This window comes from Kocuria rosea (genome assembly GCF_006094695.1).
GTDB lineage: Bacteria > Actinomycetota > Actinomycetes > Actinomycetales > Micrococcaceae > Kocuria > Kocuria rosea.
In genome coordinates this window covers 3,903,511-3,922,327 of sequence record NZ_CP035103.1, presented here as the reverse complement: position 1 = coordinate 3,922,327, position 18,817 = coordinate 3,903,511, and the positions used below count along the sequence as shown (strand labels likewise).

Annotated in this window: 20 protein-coding genes; 13 read left to right on the top strand and 7 right to left on the bottom strand. The window is 70.6% G+C overall.

From position 1 onward, the window contains the following. Positions 1-211: 211 nt before the first annotated feature. From EQG70_RS17910 to rplI, 5 genes are all read left to right on the top strand, one after another. Positions 212-634 carry a TM2 domain-containing protein gene (locus tag EQG70_RS17910; protein ID WP_232035215.1) on the top strand — a complete coding sequence of 141 codons (423 nt, stop codon included), beginning with the start codon at positions 212-214 and terminating at the stop codon, positions 632-634. Positions 635-819: 185 nt separating this feature from the next. Next, the gene (gene rpsF, locus EQG70_RS17905) at positions 820-1,125 is read left to right on the top strand and encodes a 30S ribosomal protein S6 (protein ID WP_035924389.1); all 306 of its coding nucleotides are present in this window, start codon (positions 820-822) and stop codon (positions 1,123-1,125) included. Positions 1,126-1,236: 111 nt separating this feature from the next. Continuing rightward, the gene (locus EQG70_RS17900; RefSeq protein ID WP_017835049.1) at positions 1,237-1,887 is read left to right on the top strand and encodes a single-stranded DNA-binding protein; all 651 of its coding nucleotides are present in this window, start codon (positions 1,237-1,239) and stop codon (positions 1,885-1,887) included. Positions 1,888-1,965: 78 nt separating this feature from the next. Beyond that, a complete protein-coding gene (rpsR, locus tag EQG70_RS17895) occupies positions 1,966-2,202 on the top strand; it encodes a 30S ribosomal protein S18 (protein WP_017835048.1) in 237 nt (78 codons plus the stop codon). A 19-nt stretch (positions 2,203-2,221) separates the two neighbouring features. Further along, entirely contained in the window at positions 2,222-2,671 is a 450-nt protein-coding gene (gene rplI / locus EQG70_RS17890) for a 50S ribosomal protein L9 (protein WP_017835047.1), read from the top strand. Between the two features lie 105 nt (positions 2,672-2,776). On the opposite strand, the gene EQG70_RS17885 is transcribed toward rplI, so the two are convergent. Then, complete coding sequence (locus tag EQG70_RS17885) at positions 2,777-3,394, bottom strand: class I SAM-dependent methyltransferase (RefSeq protein ID WP_017835046.1); 618 nt, start codon at positions 3,392-3,394, stop codon at positions 2,777-2,779. A 98-nt stretch (positions 3,395-3,492) separates the two neighbouring features. Between EQG70_RS17885 and EQG70_RS17880 the strand changes: the two genes are divergently transcribed. After that, complete coding sequence (locus EQG70_RS17880; protein WP_017835045.1) at positions 3,493-3,801, top strand: hypothetical protein; 309 nt, start codon at positions 3,493-3,495, stop codon at positions 3,799-3,801. A 475-nt stretch (positions 3,802-4,276) separates the two neighbouring features. Beyond that, positions 4,277-5,392, top strand: a complete 1,116-nt coding sequence (locus EQG70_RS18805; RefSeq protein ID WP_109268905.1) for a patatin-like phospholipase family protein — start codon at positions 4,277-4,279, stop codon at positions 5,390-5,392. Here EQG70_RS18805 and EQG70_RS17870 read toward each other — a convergent pair. From EQG70_RS17870 to EQG70_RS17855, 4 genes are all read right to left on the bottom strand, one after another. Continuing rightward, complete coding sequence (locus tag EQG70_RS17870; protein ID WP_017835043.1) at positions 5,389-6,363, bottom strand: ABC transporter substrate-binding protein; 975 nt, start codon at positions 6,361-6,363, stop codon at positions 5,389-5,391. The genes EQG70_RS18805 and EQG70_RS17870 overlap by 4 nt on opposite strands. A 166-nt stretch (positions 6,364-6,529) precedes the next feature. Then, positions 6,530-7,711 carry an amidase family protein gene (locus EQG70_RS17865; protein WP_167508840.1) on the bottom strand — a complete coding sequence of 394 codons (1,182 nt, stop codon included), beginning with the start codon at positions 7,709-7,711 and terminating at the stop codon, positions 6,530-6,532. 29 nt (positions 7,712-7,740) lie between these two features. After that, a complete protein-coding gene (locus tag EQG70_RS17860; RefSeq protein ID WP_126346899.1) occupies positions 7,741-8,736 on the bottom strand; it encodes an IS481 family transposase in 996 nt (331 codons plus the stop codon). 66 nt (positions 8,737-8,802) lie between these two features. Continuing rightward, entirely contained in the window at positions 8,803-9,072 is a 270-nt protein-coding gene (locus EQG70_RS17855; protein WP_109269045.1) for a hypothetical protein, read from the bottom strand. Positions 9,073-9,221: 149 nt separating this feature from the next. On the opposite strand from EQG70_RS17855, the gene dnaB reads away from it, so the two are divergent. From dnaB to EQG70_RS18375, 3 genes are all read left to right on the top strand, one after another. After that, on the top strand, positions 9,222-11,822 hold the full coding sequence (gene dnaB, locus EQG70_RS17850; protein WP_109244488.1) for a replicative DNA helicase: 2,601 nt from the start codon (positions 9,222-9,224) through the stop codon (positions 11,820-11,822). 172 nt (positions 11,823-11,994) lie between these two features. Beyond that, complete coding sequence (locus EQG70_RS17845; protein WP_109269046.1) at positions 11,995-12,735, top strand: alpha/beta fold hydrolase; 741 nt, start codon at positions 11,995-11,997, stop codon at positions 12,733-12,735. 185 nt (positions 12,736-12,920) lie between these two features. Continuing rightward, the gene (locus EQG70_RS18375; RefSeq protein WP_017835039.1) at positions 12,921-13,868 is read left to right on the top strand and encodes a helix-turn-helix transcriptional regulator; all 948 of its coding nucleotides are present in this window, start codon (positions 12,921-12,923) and stop codon (positions 13,866-13,868) included. A 178-nt stretch (positions 13,869-14,046) separates the two neighbouring features. On the opposite strand, the gene EQG70_RS17835 is transcribed toward EQG70_RS18375, so the two are convergent. Continuing rightward, positions 14,047-14,253: a tautomerase family protein gene (locus tag EQG70_RS17835; RefSeq protein ID WP_017835038.1), complete on the bottom strand. Its 207-nt coding sequence runs from the start codon at positions 14,251-14,253 to the stop codon at positions 14,047-14,049. A gap of 66 nt (positions 14,254-14,319) precedes the next feature. After that, positions 14,320-15,354 (bottom strand): LacI family DNA-binding transcriptional regulator, encoded by a 1,035-nt coding sequence (locus EQG70_RS17830; RefSeq protein WP_017835037.1) that lies wholly within the window; start codon positions 15,352-15,354, stop codon positions 14,320-14,322. A 188-nt stretch (positions 15,355-15,542) separates the two neighbouring features. On the opposite strand from EQG70_RS17830, the gene EQG70_RS17825 reads away from it, so the two are divergent. The 3 genes from EQG70_RS17825 to EQG70_RS17815 all read left to right on the top strand — a co-directional run bounded on the left by EQG70_RS17825 (position 15,543) and on the right by EQG70_RS17815 (position 18,760). Beyond that, positions 15,543-16,511: a dihydrodipicolinate synthase family protein gene (locus EQG70_RS17825; protein ID WP_017835036.1), complete on the top strand. Its 969-nt coding sequence runs from the start codon at positions 15,543-15,545 to the stop codon at positions 16,509-16,511. A 38-nt stretch (positions 16,512-16,549) separates the two neighbouring features. Then, positions 16,550-17,854, top strand: coding sequence for an Nramp family divalent metal transporter (locus EQG70_RS17820; RefSeq protein WP_031283852.1), 1,305 nt, complete (start codon positions 16,550-16,552; stop codon positions 17,852-17,854). A 192-nt stretch (positions 17,855-18,046) separates the two neighbouring features. Continuing rightward, positions 18,047-18,760 (top strand): sulfite exporter TauE/SafE family protein, encoded by a 714-nt coding sequence (locus EQG70_RS17815; RefSeq protein ID WP_167508935.1) that lies wholly within the window; start codon positions 18,047-18,049, stop codon positions 18,758-18,760. Positions 18,761-18,817: the final 57 nt, after the last annotated feature.

Below are 18,817 nucleotides of genomic sequence, written 5' to 3'. Positions count from 1 at the left end.
TGGTCCCTGTGACTTAGGACATCCTCAGTCCAGCACGGATGCGCCCCTGGGTGCAATTCGGGCACAGAAGTATGATTTATCGGGTCACAGCTCCGGAATACCGGCCGCCGGCGAACGGTTGAACGGGTCAGGACGTCCGCCGAGGACGCTCCGCAGCAGTTCCTGTCCGCCCTTCCCGCAGCCCGATCCCGGGCGCCCCGAAAGGATCCGCGTGGCTCCCGAGCCCGAGTACTACCGCCCCGTCCCGCTGAACGACGACCCCGGCCGCGCCGGGTACTCCCGGGCGCCCCACGGGCAGCCGTTCGGCGGGCAGCCCTTCGGCGGGGGCGGGCGCGGCGCCCCGTACCCCGGGCCGCCCGTGGTCAACGTGGTGGGCGGGAAGTCCGTGGTCCTCGCCTACGTCCTGTGGCTCTTCCTGGGCTGGCTGGGCATCCACAAGTTCTACCTGCGCCAGCCGATCTGGGGCCTGATCTACCTGTTCCTCGGGGGCCTGGGCTGGACCCTCGCGGGGGTCGGCGTCGGGATCCTGTTCCTGATCCCGTGGATGCTGCTGATGTTCGTGGACGTCTTCACCATGCCGTTCCGCACGGCCCTCGTGAACGCCTCGATCGCCCGCAGCGCCTACCGGTACTGAGCCCCCGTTCCCTGACCACCGCGGCCCCGCGCCCGCCCCGTTGGGCGCGGGGCCGCGGGTGTAGTAGTGTTGTGAGGTCTGTGTGCCCGCCGCCCGACGTGCGGTGCCGGCGCGCGGACGACGCTACAGAACCTCCTGCTGCGGAAGGACCGCAGCCGCTCAGCCCGAAGGAGGTGGGTTCGAACATGCGTGAGTACGAACTGATGGTGATCATCAACCCCGAGGTCGAGGATCGTGCCGTGGAGCCGACTCTCAAGAAGTTCCTCGAGGTCGTCACCAAGGACAACGGGACCGTCGACAACGTCGACATCTGGGGCCGTCGTCGCCTCGCCTACGAGATCCAGAAGAAGACCGAGGGCATCTACGCGGTCGTCCGGTTTACCGCGACCCCGCAGACCACCCAGGAGCTCGACCGCGTCCTGAACCTCAACGAGGCCATCATGCGCACCAAGATCATCCGCCCGGAAGAGCAGAAGATCTCCGCCGAGTAAGGACTTCACAACTGATCACCGAGGGCGCCCCGACCGGGCCCCCGGTGAGATGCTTGAGAGATCCCAGCACGTCCCGCACGACCGCGAACATCCTCGACCCGGGAGGTCCACATGGCTGGTGACACCGTCATCACCGTAATCGGCAACCTGACCGCTGACCCCGAGCTGCGCTTCACCCCGTCGGGTGCGGCGGTGGCCAACTTCACCGTTGCGTCCACGCCCCGCACCTTCGACCGCCAGTCCAACGAGTGGAAGGACGGGGAGACCCTGTTCCTCCGCTGCTCCGTGTGGCGCGAGGCGGCCGAGAACGTGGCGGAGTCGCTGCAGAAGGGCATGCGCGTCATCGTCCAGGGTCGGCTCAAGTCGCGGTCCTACGACACCAAGGAAGGCGAGCGGCGCACCGTCACCGAGCTCGACGTCGACGAGGTCGGTCCTTCCCTGCGCTACGCCTCCGCGAAGGTCAACCGCAACGCCCGCTCCGGCGGGCAGGGCGGCGGCTTCGGCGGCCAGCAGGGCGGCGGTCAGCAGGGCGGCGGCTTCGGCGCCGGCGCCCCGGCCGGCGGCGGATTCGGGGGCGACTCCGGGTTCGGCGGCGGTGGCGGCGGCCAGCAGGGCGGCGGCTCCGGCTTCGGCCAGGGCGGCCGCTCCGGCGGCGGACGCCAGCCCGCTCCGCAGGCCGCACCCCAGAGCGACCCCTGGAGCCAGTCCTCCGGCGGGAACTACGACTGGGGCAGCGGCCAGGACGACGAACCGCCGTTCTAGACCTTCCGCACTTTTCCCATCCACCCCATCCCGCGGTGACAAGCCGCGGGCTCCACTCGAAGAACAAGGAGCACCACGATGGCCAAGGCTGAACTCCGTAAGCCCAAACCAAAGCAGAACCCGCTCAAGGCTGCCAAAGTCACTGAGATCGACTACAAGGACGTTGCGCTGCTGCGCAAGTTCATCTCCGATCGCGGCAAGATCCGCGCCCGCCGCGTCACCGGTGTGACCGTGCAGGAGCAGCGCAAGATCGCCCTGGCGATCAAGAACGCCCGCGAGGTCGCGCTGCTGCCCTACTCCGGCGCCGGCCGCTGATCAGAGAGGACAGACACTCATGGCAAAGATCATCCTGACGACCGAGGTCACGGGTCTCGGCGCTGCCGGTGACGTGGTCGAGGTCAAGAACGGGTACGCCCGCAACTACCTCTTCCCGCGCGGCTTCGCGACCCCGTGGTCGCGCGGCGGCGAGAAGCAGATCGAGAGCATCAAGGCCGCCCGCGCCGCGCGCGAGGTCGCCTCGCTCGAGGACGCCCAGGTCCTGGCGCAGAAGCTGACCTCGGCCACCGTGACCATCCCGGTCAAGGCCGGCTCCGAGGGTCGCCTCTTCGGCACCGTCAAGGCCGAGGACGTGGCCAAGGCCGTCGAGGCCGCCGGCCTCGGCTCCGTGGACAAGCGCAAGGTCGAGCTCAACCAGCACATCAAGACCACCGGTGTGTACCAGGCCTCCGTGCGTCTGCACGAGGACGTCAACGCGAACGTCGAGTTCGAGGTCGTCCCCGCCTGATCGGTTCCTCCGGTCCGTGCAAGCACGGAAAGGGCCCCCGCGGTGCGCCGCAGGGGCCCTTTCCGCATGTCCGGCGTCTCCAGCGGAATCGGCCGGCGGGATCGCTCAGCGGGGCCGGAGGGCCTCGACGACGACGTCGAGCGCGGTGTCGGTGGTGCGCACCTGCTCGGCGCGCAGCAGGTCCAGTCCCTTGCCCTCGAGCACGGCGACGGTCTCCTGGAGGGTCGGCCGGGGCACGGTCGGGGGCGGGCCCTCGACGCTGCCGGGGGCGTGGGTGATCCACAGCAGCCGGCCGCCGGGGACGAGCCACTCGGCGGCGCGGCGCAGCAGCGCCAGGTCGTGCTGGAAGTACGCGGCGACGATCAGATCGAACTGCGGGGGCACGGCGTCGGGCCCGGAGCGCTGCTCCTGCTCGGGCGTCCAGGTCCGCAGGTCGGCGACCAGGGCGCGGCCCGGCAGGCCGCGCTCCGCCAGCGCCCCGGTGATCGTCCGCACGGCACTGGGGGAGAAGTCCACGGCGGTGGGGTCGTAGCCGGCCGCGGCCAGGGCCAGGGTGTGGCGGCCGGTGCCCGCGCCCAGGTCGAGGGCGGTCGGCGGGCCGCCCGTGCGCTCCCGGGCCGGCCGGTCCAGGAGGGCGGCCACCTCGGGGTGCGGCTGGGCGCCGTCGGGGGAGGACCCCCCGGAGGCGTACCGGTCCTCCCACATGCGCTGGTTGTCGTCCACGGGGATCTCCTGGAGGGGTCGGGTGCGTCGGTCGGGCGTTCGGGCACCCGCGGGCCGGTGCGGCGGTGCCGTCGGGTTCCCCGGGAGACAATGGGTGCATGCCGTCCCTGATCTCCCGTGTCTCGCCGTCCGCCCTGTACTGGTTCGGCGTGGGATGCCTGCTCTTCACCGTACTGGCTTTTGTCGTGGCGTTCCTGGGCGGGAACTCCGCAGGGCCCGAGACCTCCATGGCGTTCTTCGTGATCGGCTTCGTCGCGGCGGCGGTGGGGGCCACTGTGACGGCGGTGGTGGCTCTCGCGGGGGCCATCGGGTTCGCGTCCGACCGGGTCCGGTTCCTGGTGCTGCTGGGGCTGTCGGTGCTCTGCCACCCGCTGCTGTGGCTGGCGCTGCTCGCCTCGGTGTCCTGAGGGCGGGCGGAGGCCTTCTCCGGCTCCAGGAACAGGGCGTGCCGGGCCGTTGCGCCCACGTGGTGCTCGGGGCGGTCCGGGGTGCGCGGTGCTCGTGACGGACCGGCCTCCGACGTGGGCCGGAACACGAGTCGGAGAACACGGTGCTGTGGACGGCACCGGTGCTGTCCGGGTCCGCCCTGCACAGGGTGTGCATCACCGTCGCTCCTGGTCAGAGCGGGATTTGTGGAACCCTGTGCATAACTTTCCACAGGGTTCTCCCCAACCTGTGCACAGCCGTCCACGGCGTTTTCCACCGGTTGTCCACAGGGTGGAAAACCCCGTCGGCTGATAGGGTCTTCCATCCTTCCCGAGCTGGTCCGGCCACGGGTCCGGCACCCGGTCGGGGAGTCGCCCTCCGCGGCCGGCGGGCTAGGCTCGGGGCACCCGGCCGGTCCAGTGCAGTGGCCGGTCCCCGGCGGGAGAGGAGCGGCGGATGTCCCCACGCACGCGCGTGGCCCTGGCGCTGGGCAGCGGCGGTGCCCGCGGCTACGCCCACATCGGCGTGATCGAGGTGCTCGAGGAGCGCGGCTACGACATCGTGACCGTGGCAGGGAGCTCGATGGGGGCGCTCGTGGGCGGCCTCCACGCCGCCGGGCAGCTGGAGGCGTACGCGCAGTGGGTGCTGGGTCTGAGCCAGCGGGACGTGCTGCGGCTGCTGGACCCGTCCCCCTCGGCGCCCGGGGTGATCCGCGCGGAGAAGATCATGGCGAAGGTGCGCGAGCTGCTCGCCGGCCGGCTCATCGAGGACCTGCCCATCCCCTTCACGGCGGTGGCCACGGACCTGCTCGCCCGCAAGGAGGTCTGGTTCCAGGAGGGCCCGGTGGACGTGGCCGTCCGCGCGTCGATCGCTCTGCCGAGCATCATCACCCCCGTCATGCTCAACGGCCGGCTGCTCGCCGACGGGGGGATCATGAACCCCGTGCCCATCGCCGCGACCGTCGCCACCCGCGCGGACGTGACGGTGGCGGTCTCCCTGTCCGGGGGGCAGCAGTCCGGGGAGGGCAGGGTCCCGGCCCACGAGACGTCCGCCGTGCGGCCGTCCGAGGAGTGGGCGGAGCGGTTCCGGCGCAGCGCCTCCCACGTCCTGGACCGCGAGCTGACGCGCAGCGTCCTGGAGCGCTTCGCGGAGACGCGCGGCCGCAGCACCCCGTCCCGGTTCCTGCGCCCCGCCGGGTCGGCCCCGGTGGACGCCGCCGAGGCCCTCGTCCAGGACGCCGTCCGGGACGCCGTCCAGGACGTCGGCCAGGACGCGCTCGTGGACGCCGCCGAGGAGACCGCGGAGGAGCTCGCCCAGGACGGCTTCGGCGCCCTGCCGGCGGGGCTGCGCACGCTCGACGTCATGCAGCTCTCCCTCGAGGTGCTGCAGTCCATGGTGCTGCGCTACCGGCTGGCCGGCTACCCGCCCGACCTGCTCATCACCGTGCCGAAGAGCGCCGGGCGGCTGCTGGACTTCCACCGCGCCGGGGAGCTCATCGAGCTCGGCCGGCGGATGACCGAGGAGGCCATCGACCGCGCCGACGAGTTCCCGCCGGCGCGGCCGCGGTCCTAGTCGGCCTGGACGATCTCGTCCAGGTTCGCCTCGGTCTCGATCACGTCGTACTTGAGCATCAGCTCGGCGAGCGTCTCGAGCTCGTCGCGGTCCACCTCCGCGTCGAACTCCTCCAGCCGCAGGTCGGTGGCGACCTCCTCCGGCATGTTGAGGAAGCTCACGATGGTCTCGCGCACCCGGTCGGGGTTCTCCTGGGCGAACTGGAGCGCCTCGTCGATCGCGGCGTTGTAGTCCTCGAGGACCTCCGGGTTCTCCTCGGTGAACGCCGTGCTGCTGAAGGTGACCATGGTGTCCAGGCCCGGGACGGTGTCCTGGTAGTTGTAGCCGACCAGGGCGGTCTGCTCGCCGTTGATCAGCTGGGTCAGGAACGGCTCCGGGACCCAGGCGGCGTCGATCTCCCCGCGCTCCAGCTGAGCCGGCATGTCCTGGAAGGGCATCTCCACGAAGTTCACGGCGTCGGGATCGCCGCCGGCCTTGCTCACGGCCTCCTTGATGGTGAGGTCCCCCTGGCCGTTGATCGTGTTCACCGCGACCCGCTTGCCGGCCAGGTCGGCCCAGGACGCGATGCCGGCGTCCTGGTTGGCGGCCACGCCGGTGATGTCCTCGCCCTCGGCCATGGAGCTGCTGTAGCCGCTGAGGATCTTCATGTCGAGGCCCTGGTCCTTGGCGAGGATGACCGAGAGCGGGTTGCCCACGCCGATGTCCATGGAGCCGCCCGAGACTGCCGGGAGCATGGCGGCGCCGCCCTGGGCGGTCTCGATCGTGACGTCCAGGCCGTGCTTCTCGAAGATGCCCTCGTCGAGGGCGAGCTGCACGGGCGCGGAGGGTGCGATGGGGATGACGCCGATGGTGAGCGGCTGCAGCTCCTCGCCGCCCCCGCCGCCGCCGGTGGTCCCCCCGCCGCCGCAGGCGGTCAGGGCGAACGTCAGGACGGTTCCGACGGCGGCTGCTCTGGCGAACGGGTGCTTCATGGGGGTCCTCTTCCTCGGGTCGGTCCTGCCGGCGCCCGGCACCGGCGAATCCGCTGTGAGATGCATCACGCACATCGGTGACCTCACCGTAGAGGGCGACCGTTGGACTCGTCAACGGTTGTAGCTCTGAATTGTTGCGGTGTCCCCCGAAAAGCACCTCGGCGGCTCACTGGTCGCGCAGCAGCGCCTCCACGGTGCGGGCGAGGTCCAGCAGCACGGCGTCCGCCCCCGGCCCCGCCGCGAGCTCCAGGCCCACCGGCAGGCCCTCCGCGGTGCGCCCGGCGGGGAGGCTGATCCCGGGGGTGCCGATGATGCCGGCGAGGTCGGAGTGGCGGGTGAAGGTGTCGAAGGTGGGCACGCGCCGGCCGTTGAGCTCCACGGTCTCGTCGTCGCCGATCGGCCGGGCCGTCAGCGGGCACGTCGGCTGCACCAGGGCCGTCACCCCCTGAGCCTGCATCGCCCCGGTGTACAGCCGCAGGGCGAGCCGGCGCTCCTCCTGGGCCGCGCGGTAGTCGTCGTCGGCGGCGCGGAACACCTGCGCCAGCTCCCAGATCCGCCGCACGTCCGGGCTGCCGATCCCGTCCCGCACCTCGTCGAGGGAGCGTCCCGTGCCGCGCGCCTCCAGATAGGACTGGAGGTCGGGCAGGAACTCGTGGAGGGCGATCGTCATGCCGGCCGCGGCGGCCAGCTCGCGGGCGGGGCGGACGTCGACCGGCACGAGCTCCGTGCCGGCCGCCTCCAGCGCTCGCAGGCCCGCGCCGAAGACCGTGTCCACGCCCGGCTCCAGGTCCTCGAGGAACAGCTCGGGCACGCCGAGCCGGACGCCGTGGAGCGGGCCGGGGCCCTCGTCGTCGAACTCCAGGTGCCGCGCGCCGGGCGCGCCCAGCGGGTGCTCGCCCGCGAGCAGGGCGTCCAGCAGCACGATGTCGTCCACGGTCCGGGCCATGGGGCCGATCGTGTCCCGCGAGTGGGCGATCGGGAGGACGCCCGACGACGGGTAGCGGCCCAGCGTGGGCCGGAAGCCCACGATCCCGCACAGGGCGGCGGGGATGCGGGCCGAGCCCCCGGTGTCCGCGGCGACCGCGGCCGGGACCAGGCCCACCGCCACGGCCACCGCCGAGCCCCCGCTGCTGCCGCCGGGGCTCAGCGCCGGGTCGGCGGGGTGGCGCACCGGCCCGTACGCGCCGTTGTTGGAGGTGATGCCGAAGGACAGCTCGTGCAGGTTGGTCTTGAGGGCGAACAGGGCCCCGGCCTCGCGCAGGCGGGCCACCGCGGGGGCGTCCCGCGCCACCACGTCGTGCTCCAGCGACCGGGTCCCGCCGGTGGTGGGGAATCCCGCGACGTCCACGATGTCCTTGACCGCCAGCGGGATCCCCGCTAGCTGTGACGTCCAGGGAGGTTGGTCAGGCGGGTGACCGGTGGCTGGCCTCCAAGTGCGGAGTGGGCTCGATGATGATTGTAGAAGTGCAGCCAGCCCGGTAGGGCATCGTCGCGCTCTGCCGTGGAGGGGTAGAACCGGGCGTAGGCCCAGCCATCGGCCAGGGTGCGGTGGAAGCGTTCGATCTTGCCGTTGGTCTGGGGCCGGTAGGGGCGGGTGCGTTTGGTCTTGATGCTCAGCTCGGCGCAGGCCTGGGCCCAGGCATGGGAGCGGTAGCAGGATCCGTTGTCCGAGAGCACCCGCTCCACGGTGACGCCCTGGTCGGCGAACCACGCCCTGGCTCGGCGCAGCACCCCGATCGCGGTGGCAGCCTTCTCATCGGTGCAGATCTCCGCGTACGCCATCCGGGAGTGGTCATCGATCACGGTATGCACGAAGGCGGTCCCGATCAGGGGGCCACGTACTGGGCCTTTGCGGCGTTGAGTATCGGTGGTGGCGCGGTTGCGGTCGCCTTGCTGCTTACCGAGGTAGCGCCAGCCACCTCCGTCGGGGATGTTGCCGAACTTGGTGACGTCGACGTGGATCAGTGATCCGGGATGGTCGTGTTCGTAGCGGCGCAGGGGTTCGCCGGTGACCCGGTCGATGCGGGAGAGCCGGTTGATCCGGCAGCGCACCAGCACCGCATGCACGGTCGAGGCCGGCATTCCGAGTCGGCCGGCGATCTGCACTGGGCCCAGCCGGTGTCGCCACCGCAGGGCCACGATCCTCCGGACCACCCCGGGGGCGGTCTTGGTCGGGCTGGTGCGCGGGCGAGAGCTGCGATCAGCCATCCCGGCTTGGCCTTCGGCCCGGTAGCGGTCGGCCCATTTCTTGGCCGTGCGGGCAGAGACCATGAACATCTTGGCCGCCGCGGCGTAGGTCCACTGATCCTCGACGATCAGCCGGGCCAGGCGTAGGCGTGTACGAGGGGTCAGGACGGCGTTAACGTGGGACATGAAGGCCTCCGGTGGGTGAAGCGGTGAACTAGACAGCTCCACTTCACTACCGGAGGCCTTCCCGTGTCAGCCCGACTCACCGCCTTGCGGCGGGACAACCTCCCTGGACATCACAGCTAGCGGGCCCCGCGTCTCCCGGCGGTCCAGCGCGTGGGCGAAGGCCCGGGCCAGCTCCGGGTCCGCGCTGATCACCGCGCCCAGCCGCTGCGCCGTGGGCAGGCGCTCCAGCAGGGCGTCGAGGTGCTCCACGTGGCTGATCCGGCCCGCGGCCAGCTCCGCCCGGGTGGTCCTGATGTCCCACGAACAGGGGCCGCTGAGGTCTGTGGTGAGCGTCATGATCCATGGTGTCCACGGACGGGCCCGGGCGGCAAGCGGTGTCCGCGGTCGGTGCGAGAATGGAGGGGCTGCCCGGAAGATCGGGGCGGCGTCGTCGTGTGCGCGCTCCGCTGTCCGCGGGTGCGCGGGGAGAGGTGGACCAGGTGTCGATGGTGTCGGAGCGCTCGTCCGGGAGCGACCGGGAGTACGGCCGGACCCCGCCGCAGGACAACGTCGCGGAGCAGTCCGTGCTCGGCGGGATGATGCTGTCCAAGGACGCGATCGCGGACGTGGTGGAGGTCCTGCGCGGCGTCGACTTCTACAAGCCCGCCCACGAGTCCATCTACGAGGCCGTGATCTCCCTGTACGGGCGCGGCGAGCCCGCGGACGCCATCACCGTGGCGGACGAGCTGACCAAGCGCGGCGAGATCGAGCGCGTCGGCGGTCCCGCGTACCTGCACACCCTCATCTCCTCCGTGCCCACCGCGGCCAACGCGGGCTTCTACGCCGAGATCGTGCGCGAGCGCGGCGTGCTGCGCCGGCTCGTGGAGGCCGGCACCAAGATCGTGCAGCTCGGCTACAGCTCCGACGGCGAGGTCGACGACATCGTCAACGCCGCCCAGGCCGAGATCTACCAGGTGGCCGAGCGCCGCTCCTCCGAGGACTACACGGTGCTCAAGGAGGTCATCGAGTCCACGGTCGACGAGATCGAGGCCGCCGGCTCCCGCGGCGAGGGCATGCGCGGCGTGCCCACCGGCTTCATCGAGCTCGACGAGCTGACCCAGGGATTCCAGGGCGGTCAGATGATCGTCATCGCGGCCAGGCCGGCCATGGGCAAGGCGCTCGCCCTGGACACCGCGATCCCCACACCCACGGGGTGGACCACCATGGGCGAGGTCCAGGTGGGGGACGAAGTCATCGCCGCCGACGGCACGCCGTCCCGTGTGGTCGCGGCCACCGAGGTCATGACCGAACGTCCCTGCTACCGCGTGAGCTTCGACGACGGCTCCGAGATCGTCGCCGACGAGCAGCACCAGTGGCTGACCGATACACGCTCGTCCCGGAGATCGGCCCAGGCCGCAATCGCCAATTACGGCCGGGCGAAGAACCAGCAGACCTTTGCCGCGATCCGGACGACGGCTGACATTCGTTCGACATTGCGATGCACCACCAAGGAAGCCAGGCTCAACCACAGCGTAAGGAACGTCACGGCATTGCAGTTGGCTCCACAGGAGTTGGCTGTTGGGCCGTACACGCTCGGCGCGTGGCTCGGTGACGGTCACTCGAGGGCGGCACGTATCACCAGCGCCGATGAGGAGATCCTCATGCGTGTCTCTGCGGAGGGGTACGAGCTTCATCCTGTTGCAGGGATAACTCATGCCATCGGCCTTCCTCCGGAAGAGCGGGTTCTGCATGGTCGGTGCGAAATCTGCGATCAGCCCTTCACTCACACGGACAGGAACGTCCGAACGTGCTCCAAGACTTGCGGCGGCAAGCTCAAGGGCGAGCTGGCGACCAAGGTGCGAGCCACGTGCATTGACTGCGGTGGTACCTGTACCGGAGGTCTGCGGTGCATGGTCTGTCACCAGGAAAAGGCATCTTTCCAAGGCCGCCTGCGTGCTCTGGGCGTGCTCGGCGACAAGCACATCCCCATGTCGTACCTGCGAGCCAGTGAAACTCAGCGCCGAGAACTGCTTGCTGGATTGTTGGACACCGACGGGACCGTGACCAATGCAGGATGCGTACAGTTCGCGGTGACAAACCGACGGCTGGCACAGGACGTGCGTGAACTGGTCCATTCACTGGGGTACCGATCAGGTTGGGCCGAGAAGAGAGTCAATGGGCGAAGCGAGGCCTCATCCACCGCCTATCTTCTGACGTTCTCGACGTCCGATCAGGTGTTCGGCCTGAGTCGTAAACAAATCATGCACAAGGAGCGAGACGCGCGGGCTACGCCGAAACGCTCTCAGCGCTTCATCACCTCGGTCGAGCCGATCGACTCCGTGCCGGTGCGGTGCATCGAGATCGACCATCCCTCGCACCTGTATCTGGCCGGCCGGACGTTCATCCCCACGCACAACTCGACGCTGGCCCTCGACGTCGCGCGGTCCGCGGCGATCAAGCACAACCAGACCACGGTGATCTTCTCCCTCGAGATGAGCCGCAACGAGATCGCCATGCGCCTGCTCTCCGCCGAGGCCACGCTGAACATGCAGGACCTGCGCAAGGGCCGGCTGCAGGACGAGCAGTGGGCCAAGATCGCCACCACGATGGGCAAGATGGACTCCGCTCCGCTGTTCATCGACGACTCCCCGAACATGTCCCTCATGGAGATCCGGGCGAAGTGCCGCCGGCTCAAGCAGAAGCACGATCTCAAGCTCGTGGTGCTCGACTACCTCCAGCTCATGAGCTCCGGCAAGAAGGTCGAGTCCCGCCAGCAGGAGGTCTCGGAGTTCTCCCGTGCCCTGAAGCTGCTGGCCAAGGAGCTCGAGGTCCCGGTCATCGCGCTGTCGCAGCTGAACCGTGGCTCCGAGCAGCGCCAGGACAAGAAGCCGATGGTGTCCGATCTTCGTGAAAGTGGATCCATCGAGCAGGACGCGGACATGGTGATCCTGCTGCACCGCGACGACGTCTACGACAAGGAGTCGCCGCGTGCCGGTGAGGCCGACGTGATCGTGGCCAAGCACCGCAACGGTCCCACCAAGACGATCGTGGTGGCGTTCCAGGGCCACTACTCCCGGTTCGCGAACATGGCGCACGAGGGGCTCTGACCCGCACACAGGCCGAGGAGTGCTTCCGGCTGCTCGCCTCGGGGTGCCCGCGGAGCGGCGCGGCCGTGCTGCTCCGCGGGATCGGTCCCCAACGATCGCCCAACGGACGTTGTCGGGGCTGCCGGCCGGGGGGACCATAGTGGTGTCGGATCTCGGAGACGAGGAGCCTGCCATGCCGAGCATCCACGTCGAGCACTGGGGCGCCGGTCCGCCCGTGCTGCTGGTCCACGGCAGTGTCACCGGCGGGGCGATGACCTGGGACGCCCAGCGCCCCCTGGCCCAGCACTGGCATCTGATCGTGGTGGACCGGCGCGGCTACTTCCCCAACCCGCCGGCCGAGGTCGAGGACTTCGAGGTCGACGCCGGGGACGTCGCCGAGCTGCTCACCGAGCCCATGCACCTGGTCGGGCACTCCTACGGCGGCGTCGTGGCCCTGCTGGCGGCGGCTCAGCGCCCCGGGATGGTCCGGTCCCTGACCGTCAACGAACCGCCGGCCTTTGGCCTGCTGCCCGACGACCCGATCGTGCGCGACTACGCCCGGGGGCTGCGGGAGCTGTGGGACCAGGGCCCGGCCGACCCCACCGCGTTCCTGCACGCGTTCATCGGCTACGTCGGCAGCGCCGTCACCCCGCCGAACCCGCTGCCGCCCGCGCTGCTGCAAAACGCGCAGATCCTCCGGCACGAACGCCTCACCGACGAGGCCCGGATCCCGCTGGGCGCCCTGCGGGAGGCGCCCTTTCCGAAGCTGGTCGTCTCCGGCGGTCACAGCCCGGTCTTCGACGCCGTCTGCGACGTCCTCGAGTGCGAGCTCGAGGCCCAGCGGGCCGTTGTGCCCGGTGCCGGCCACAGCGTTCAGCGCACCGGGGCGCCCTACAACGAGGTGCTCCACCGCTTCCTGGCCGCAGCGCGCTGACGCGAGAAGCAGGCATCCCGGAGGCCGGCTCCTCGTCGCCGTCCGGGGCGAACTGGGCGGCATGGGCGAGCGGGTCGTCGAAGTGTCGGGTCACAATGGTGCGGGCCCTCCGGCAGATCTGGAGAATGGTCCTTCGGAGCAGAGCCCCCGTGGGGTGGGCCCTGGGCGGGAGGCGGTGCTGACTCATGGGTGAGATGTTCCGCCACGAGCTCACGATCCTGGATCCCGAGGTGCTGCCCGCGCTCGGCGAGCGGACCGGCATGCGCTTCGGCTACAGCTCCACCGATCCGGGGTTCTCCTACCGGTTGTCGAGGGCCGGGGACGGCCAGGTCGCCCTGTCGACGGTGCACGTGGGCGGAACGATGTCCCTGTGGGGGGACACCGAGGTCTTCACGGTGGCCCACGTGCGAGGGGTCCGGTACGACTGGCAGATCCGTGCGGAGATCGGCGCCGCGGCTGCGGGCTCATCGGTGCTGTTCCGCCCCGAGCACCCGTCCCTGGTGGTGGCGCAGGACGTCGACGTGACCATGGCGCACCTGCCGGTGGACCTGGTGCAGGCCACGGCCGACACCGTCTACGGCCACGAGACCCCGGTGGACTTCAGCTCGTCCGCCCCGGTCAGCGCCCGGCTCGGCGAGTACTGGGCGGGCCTGGTGCGCCGTGGTGCCGACATGCTGGGGTCGACGGTCTTCGAGGAGCCCATGGTGCGCGCCGACCTGACCCGCCACCTGGCCGTGGGTCTGCTGGAGTGCTTCCCGCTGCTCGGGGACCGGGAGGCGCGGTACCTGTCCATGGAGGCCCAGTCCCGCCGCTACCGGATCGCGGCGCAGTTCTTCGACGACCACGCCTCGGACCCCATCACCGTGGAGGATGCCGCCCGCGCCGCCCGGACGACCACGAAGGTCCTGGTGCGGGCGTTCCGGGCCAACCATCCCCTGGGACTGACCCCGGCCCAGTATCTGCGCCGGACGCGGATGGACGCCGCCCACCGGGACCTGCAGGACGGCGACCCGGCTCGCGGGGACACCGTGAAGGGGATTGCGGCCCGATGGGGCTTCACCCATGCGGGACGCTTCGCGCAGTACTACCGGCAGCTCTACGGGACGACACCGAGCCGCACCCTGGACCGCTGAGGGCCGCCGTCGGAACGGTGGGCCCGCGCCCGGCCACTATTGGCGAGGTGATTCGCCAGTGCGAGCACTGCACGAGGGACGGCGGCTGCGGCTCTATCGCCCTCAGCGGCCGCCGGGGCACTCGTGGAGCACCTCGGCCTGGCGGGAGCCGACCACGCCGAACGACCTCATGGGCTGCTCAGGACGCAGGGGCGGAGGGGCGCTCGTCGCTCTTGAGGGTGGTCCCGACCGTCCACAGCTCCGGGTCGACCTCGTTGACCAGCACCCGGACGGAGGACAGCGGGGCGTCGAGGGTGCGCGAGACCGTCCTGGCGACCTCGCGCAGGCAGTCCTGGACCACGGCGCGGTCTCGACCCGCAACCATGTTGATGGTGACGATGGGCATGCTGTCTCCGTTCTGCAGGCTCCCGAGAGCCGGCGGTGGTGGGTTGTGCTGCCGGCCGGTGCGGCCTCAGGCAGTGCGTGCGGCAGGGGGCCGGGCGGTGGACTGGCGCGGAATGAGAGTGGGGGTGACCACTCGGCGCGGTTCGCCGAGGGCGCCGGTGCGCTGCTGGGTGAGCAGCTCCACGGCGTTGGCGGCGATCTGGTCGAAGGGCACCCGCACGGTGGTCAGGGCCACGGGCAGGCGGGCCGAGACGGGGATGTCGTTGTAGCCGACCACCGACAGATCGCCGGGCACGGACAGCCCGGCGGCCTGGGCGGCGGCCAGCACGCCGATGGCGGTGTTGTCGTTGACGGCGAAGATCGCGGTGGGCCGGTGCGCGCCGGCCAGGACGGCCCGGGCGACGGTCTCCCCGGAGTCCATGCCGAAGGTCGACTCGTGGACGAGGTAATCGACCTCGGTCAGGCCGGCCTCGGACATGGCGCGGCGGTAGCCGGCCTGCCGGGCCACGGCGGTGGAGGCGTAGGAGGGCCCGGCGACCAGGGCGATGTCCCGGTGGCCCAGATCCAGCAGATGGCGGGTGGCCAGATACCCGCCGAGCTCGTCGTCGCCGGTGGCCGAGGGACTGATGTGATCGGTGCGCAGCGCCAGGACGTGCGGCACCCCCTGCGCCCGCAGCTGGGCGGCGACGGGGTCCTCCAGGCGGGCGGTGGTCAGGATCAGCCCGTCCACGCGCTGGCGCAGCAGGGTCTCCACGGTGGCCCTCTCGGCCTCGGGCCGGTCCTCGGTGGTGGCCACCATGGCGAAACCGGCCTGGCGCGCACACGCCCGGGCGACCTCCTCGAAGAACACCGCCATCACCGTGTCCGACAGCCGCGGGACCAGGACCCCGACGGTGCCGGTGTGCTGGCGGCGCAACCCGGAGGCGTAGGCATCGGGGCGGTAGCCCAGCTCGGCCGCGGCAGCCCGGACGCGTTCGGCCGAGGGGGACTTCGAGGGCGGGTGGCGGTCGTCGAGCACCCTCGAGACCGTGGAGATGCTCACCCCGGCGACCCGGGCGACGTCACGGATCGTCACGGTGCGTGAGCCCGCCTGCTCAGTCATGCCCGTCCTGGTCCATGGCTCGGACGATACCAAAGCCCTTGGCAGGACAGGCCCTGAGGCGGGCCCGAGCGGTGGGGTCCCATGAGCTGAGTCACAGAAAGTTTCGGCGGAGGTGTTGACAGGTGTCATGAGTCACATCATAGTTGAAAACGTTCCCGCAAACGTTCTCAACCCAGAAGGAACCTCAAATGTCTCTCGATCTCCGCGGTCTCGTTCCCGCCCCCGTCACCCCGTTCACCGCCGACATGGAGGTCGACCACGACGCCGTGGCGAACCTGACCCGCTGGCTCGCCTCCGTGCCGGGCGTGAAGGGCCTGGTCTGCCTCGGCCACGCCGGGGAGGGCACCTACCTCACCGCCGAGGAGCAGGTCGACGTCATCCGCACCATGGTCGACGCCGCCGGCGAGGTGCCGATCATCGCCGGCATCACCGGCGAGGGTGACAAGGTCGCCGGCCTCGAGGCCGCCCGGGCCGCCGAGGCCGGGGCCAAGGCCGGACTGGTCTACCCCTCCCACGGCTGGCTGCGCTTCGGCTACCAGGACGGCGCCCCGCAGCAGCGCTACCGGATCATCCACGAGGAGTCCGACCTGCCGCTGATCCTCTTCCAGTACCCCGACGCCACCAAGGCCACCTACAACCTCAGGACCCAGCTCGAGATCGCCGCCCAGCCCGGGGTCTTCGCCACCAAGAACGGGGTGCGCAACATGCGCCGCTGGGACACCGAGATCCCCGTGCTGCGCAAGGAGAACCCGGAGCTGCAGATCCTCACCTGCCACGACGAGTACCTGCTGCACACCATGTTCGACGTCGACGGCGCCCTGGTCGGCTACGGCGGACTCGCCCCCGAGCCGCTGATCGAGCTGATCGCCGCGGGCAAGGCCAAGGACTACGCCGCCGCCCGGGCGCTGCACGACAAGCTGCTGCCGGTCACCAAGGCCGTCTACCACCGCGGCTCCCACATGGAGGGCACCGTGGCGCTGAAGATGGGCCTGGTCGAGCGCGGGGTGCTGCCCAACGCCGTGGTCCGTCCGCCGCTGCTGCCCCTGGCCGAGGGGGCGCGCGAGGAGATCTCCGCCGCCCTGACCTCCGCCGGGCTCATCGGTGACAACGCCCACTACACGACGACCCGCGGCTTCCAGGCCACCAGCGTGGTGTGATTTCCCAACCAGGACGGTGGAGAACGACGATGACCAGCATGACTGCTCGATCCAAGAAGTCCGCGCACTCGGTCACTCACGAGGTGACCGACTCCGAGACCCCCGCACTCGGCACTGAACCCCCCGCCCGACCCAACCGCCGATCCCGGCTGCTGGGCGCGCTGGCCCTCATGGGCCCGGGGTTCATCGTCGGGGCCTGGCAGTTCGGCCCGGGCAACCTGACCTCGGCAGTCCAGGCCGGCAGCCTCCACGGCTACGACCTGATCTGGGTCATCGCCGTCTCCACCCTCCTGATGCTCGGCTTCACCGACATGAGCGTGCGGATCGCCCTGGCCTCCGACCGCTCCCTGATCCAGATGATCAAGATGCACCTCGGCAAGATCACCGGGGTGGCCGCCGGCATCGGGGTCTTCCTGATCACCCTGATGTTCTCCGTGGGCAACGCGGTGGGCTCCGGGCTGGGGATGTCCATGGTCTTCGGCGGCTCCCCGACCCTGTGGACCCTGGCCTGCACCGTGCTCGTGGGCGTGGTGGCCTGGGCACCGAACTACTACAAGCTCTTCGAACGGGGACTGCTGGCGATCATCGCCCTGATGGCCGCCGGGTTCCTCGCCTCGGCGCTGCTCACCCAGCCCGACTGGGTCGAGGTGTCCGACGGATTCATCCCGTCCCTGCCCCCCGGAGCCGGGATGCTGCTGGTGGCCCTGGTCGGCACCAACTTCTCGATCAACGCCGCCTTCTACACCGGCTACGCCTCGAGGGAACGGGGCCTGCGCCCCGAGCAGTACAAGGCCACCACCCTGGCCGACACCATCCCCGGCATCGTCGCCCCGGGCATCATGACCATCCTGGTCATCGTGGTCGCGGCCACCGCTCTGCAGGCCACCGGCGGCACCGCCGCCACGCTGGGGGACCTGTCCAAGGTCCTGGAGCCGTTGGCCGGGCCGATCGGCACGACCGTCTTCGGCCTCGGGTTCACGGGGGCGGCGTTCTCCTCGATGATCGCCAACGCCACCGCCGGAGGCACCCTCATCTCGGACACGCTGGGCTGGGGCAACAAACTGGACCGCCACCGGGTGAAGGCCATGATCTGCGTGGTCCTGGCCTTCGGCCTGGCCGTGACCCTGCTCGCCCAGGGCTCCCCGATCCAGCTGATCATCACCGCCCAGGCGCTGACCGTGATCGTCGCCCCGCTGCTGGGCGTCCTGCTGCTGATCATGGCCACCCGCCGCGACGTGATGGGCCGCTACGCCAACCGCTGGTGGCAGACCGCCCTGGGCCTGCTCGGCCTGGCCGCGATCCTGGCCACCTGCTACCGGCTCCTCACCACGCTGATCGGCTGACCTGCACCTCCAGCCCACACGGAACGCAGAGGGCGGGAACCACACCAGTGGTTCCCGCCCTCTGCCATCGGCCCTACCCAGCGGGGGATGATCGCCGTGCAAGGCCCCGGTGGATGCACGGTTGGCCGTGATGGCCTCGTTCCACCCGGGAAAATCCGACCGACCAGCCCCGAACCGTATGAAGGTGCAGACATGAGTGGTGTGGAGCTCGTCATCATCGGCGTGGTGATCGTCCTGGCGGCCTGCCTGCAGGGGGCGATCGGATTCGGACTGGGGATGCTGGCGGCCCCGGCGATCGCTCTGGTCGATCCCTCGCTGCTGCCGGGGTCCATCGTGCTGCTCGCAGCCGGCGTCACCGTGCTCGGGGTGCTCCGGGACCGCACGGCCATCGACCTGTCCGGGACCGGGTGGGCCCTGCTCGGACGTGTCCCCGGCACGGTGATCGGTGCTGCCCTGGTGGCCTTCCTGCCCGCCCGCGGGCTGGCGTTGACGCTGGCCGGCACGGTGCTGCTGGGTGTCCTGCTGAGCATCTGGGGTTGGCGCCCCGCGCCCCGTCCCGTCACCGTCGCCGTCGCCGGGGCGGCCTCCGGGGTGCTCGGGACCGCCACGGCCATCGGGGGCCCGCCCATGGCCCTGGTGTGGCAGGGCTCCTCCACCGCACAGCTGCGCGGCACCATGAGCGCCTTCTTCCTCGTGGGAGCCCTCATGTCCCTGGTCGGCCTCGCCGCGGTCGGAGCCCTGGATCAGCACATCCTGCAGTTCGCCGCGATCCTCACCCCGGCGATGATGCTGGGGTTCGCCCTGTCAGGGCTGGTCAACAAGCGCCTGGACCGGCAACGAGTGCGCCGCGTGGCGCTGTCGGTCTCCACGCTGGGCGCGGCTCTCGTGCTGTGGAACTCCCTGTAGCGCCTGGAACGCCCACTGCTCCGCCCCGGGGACCTCGGTGACCGACATCGTGCCCGT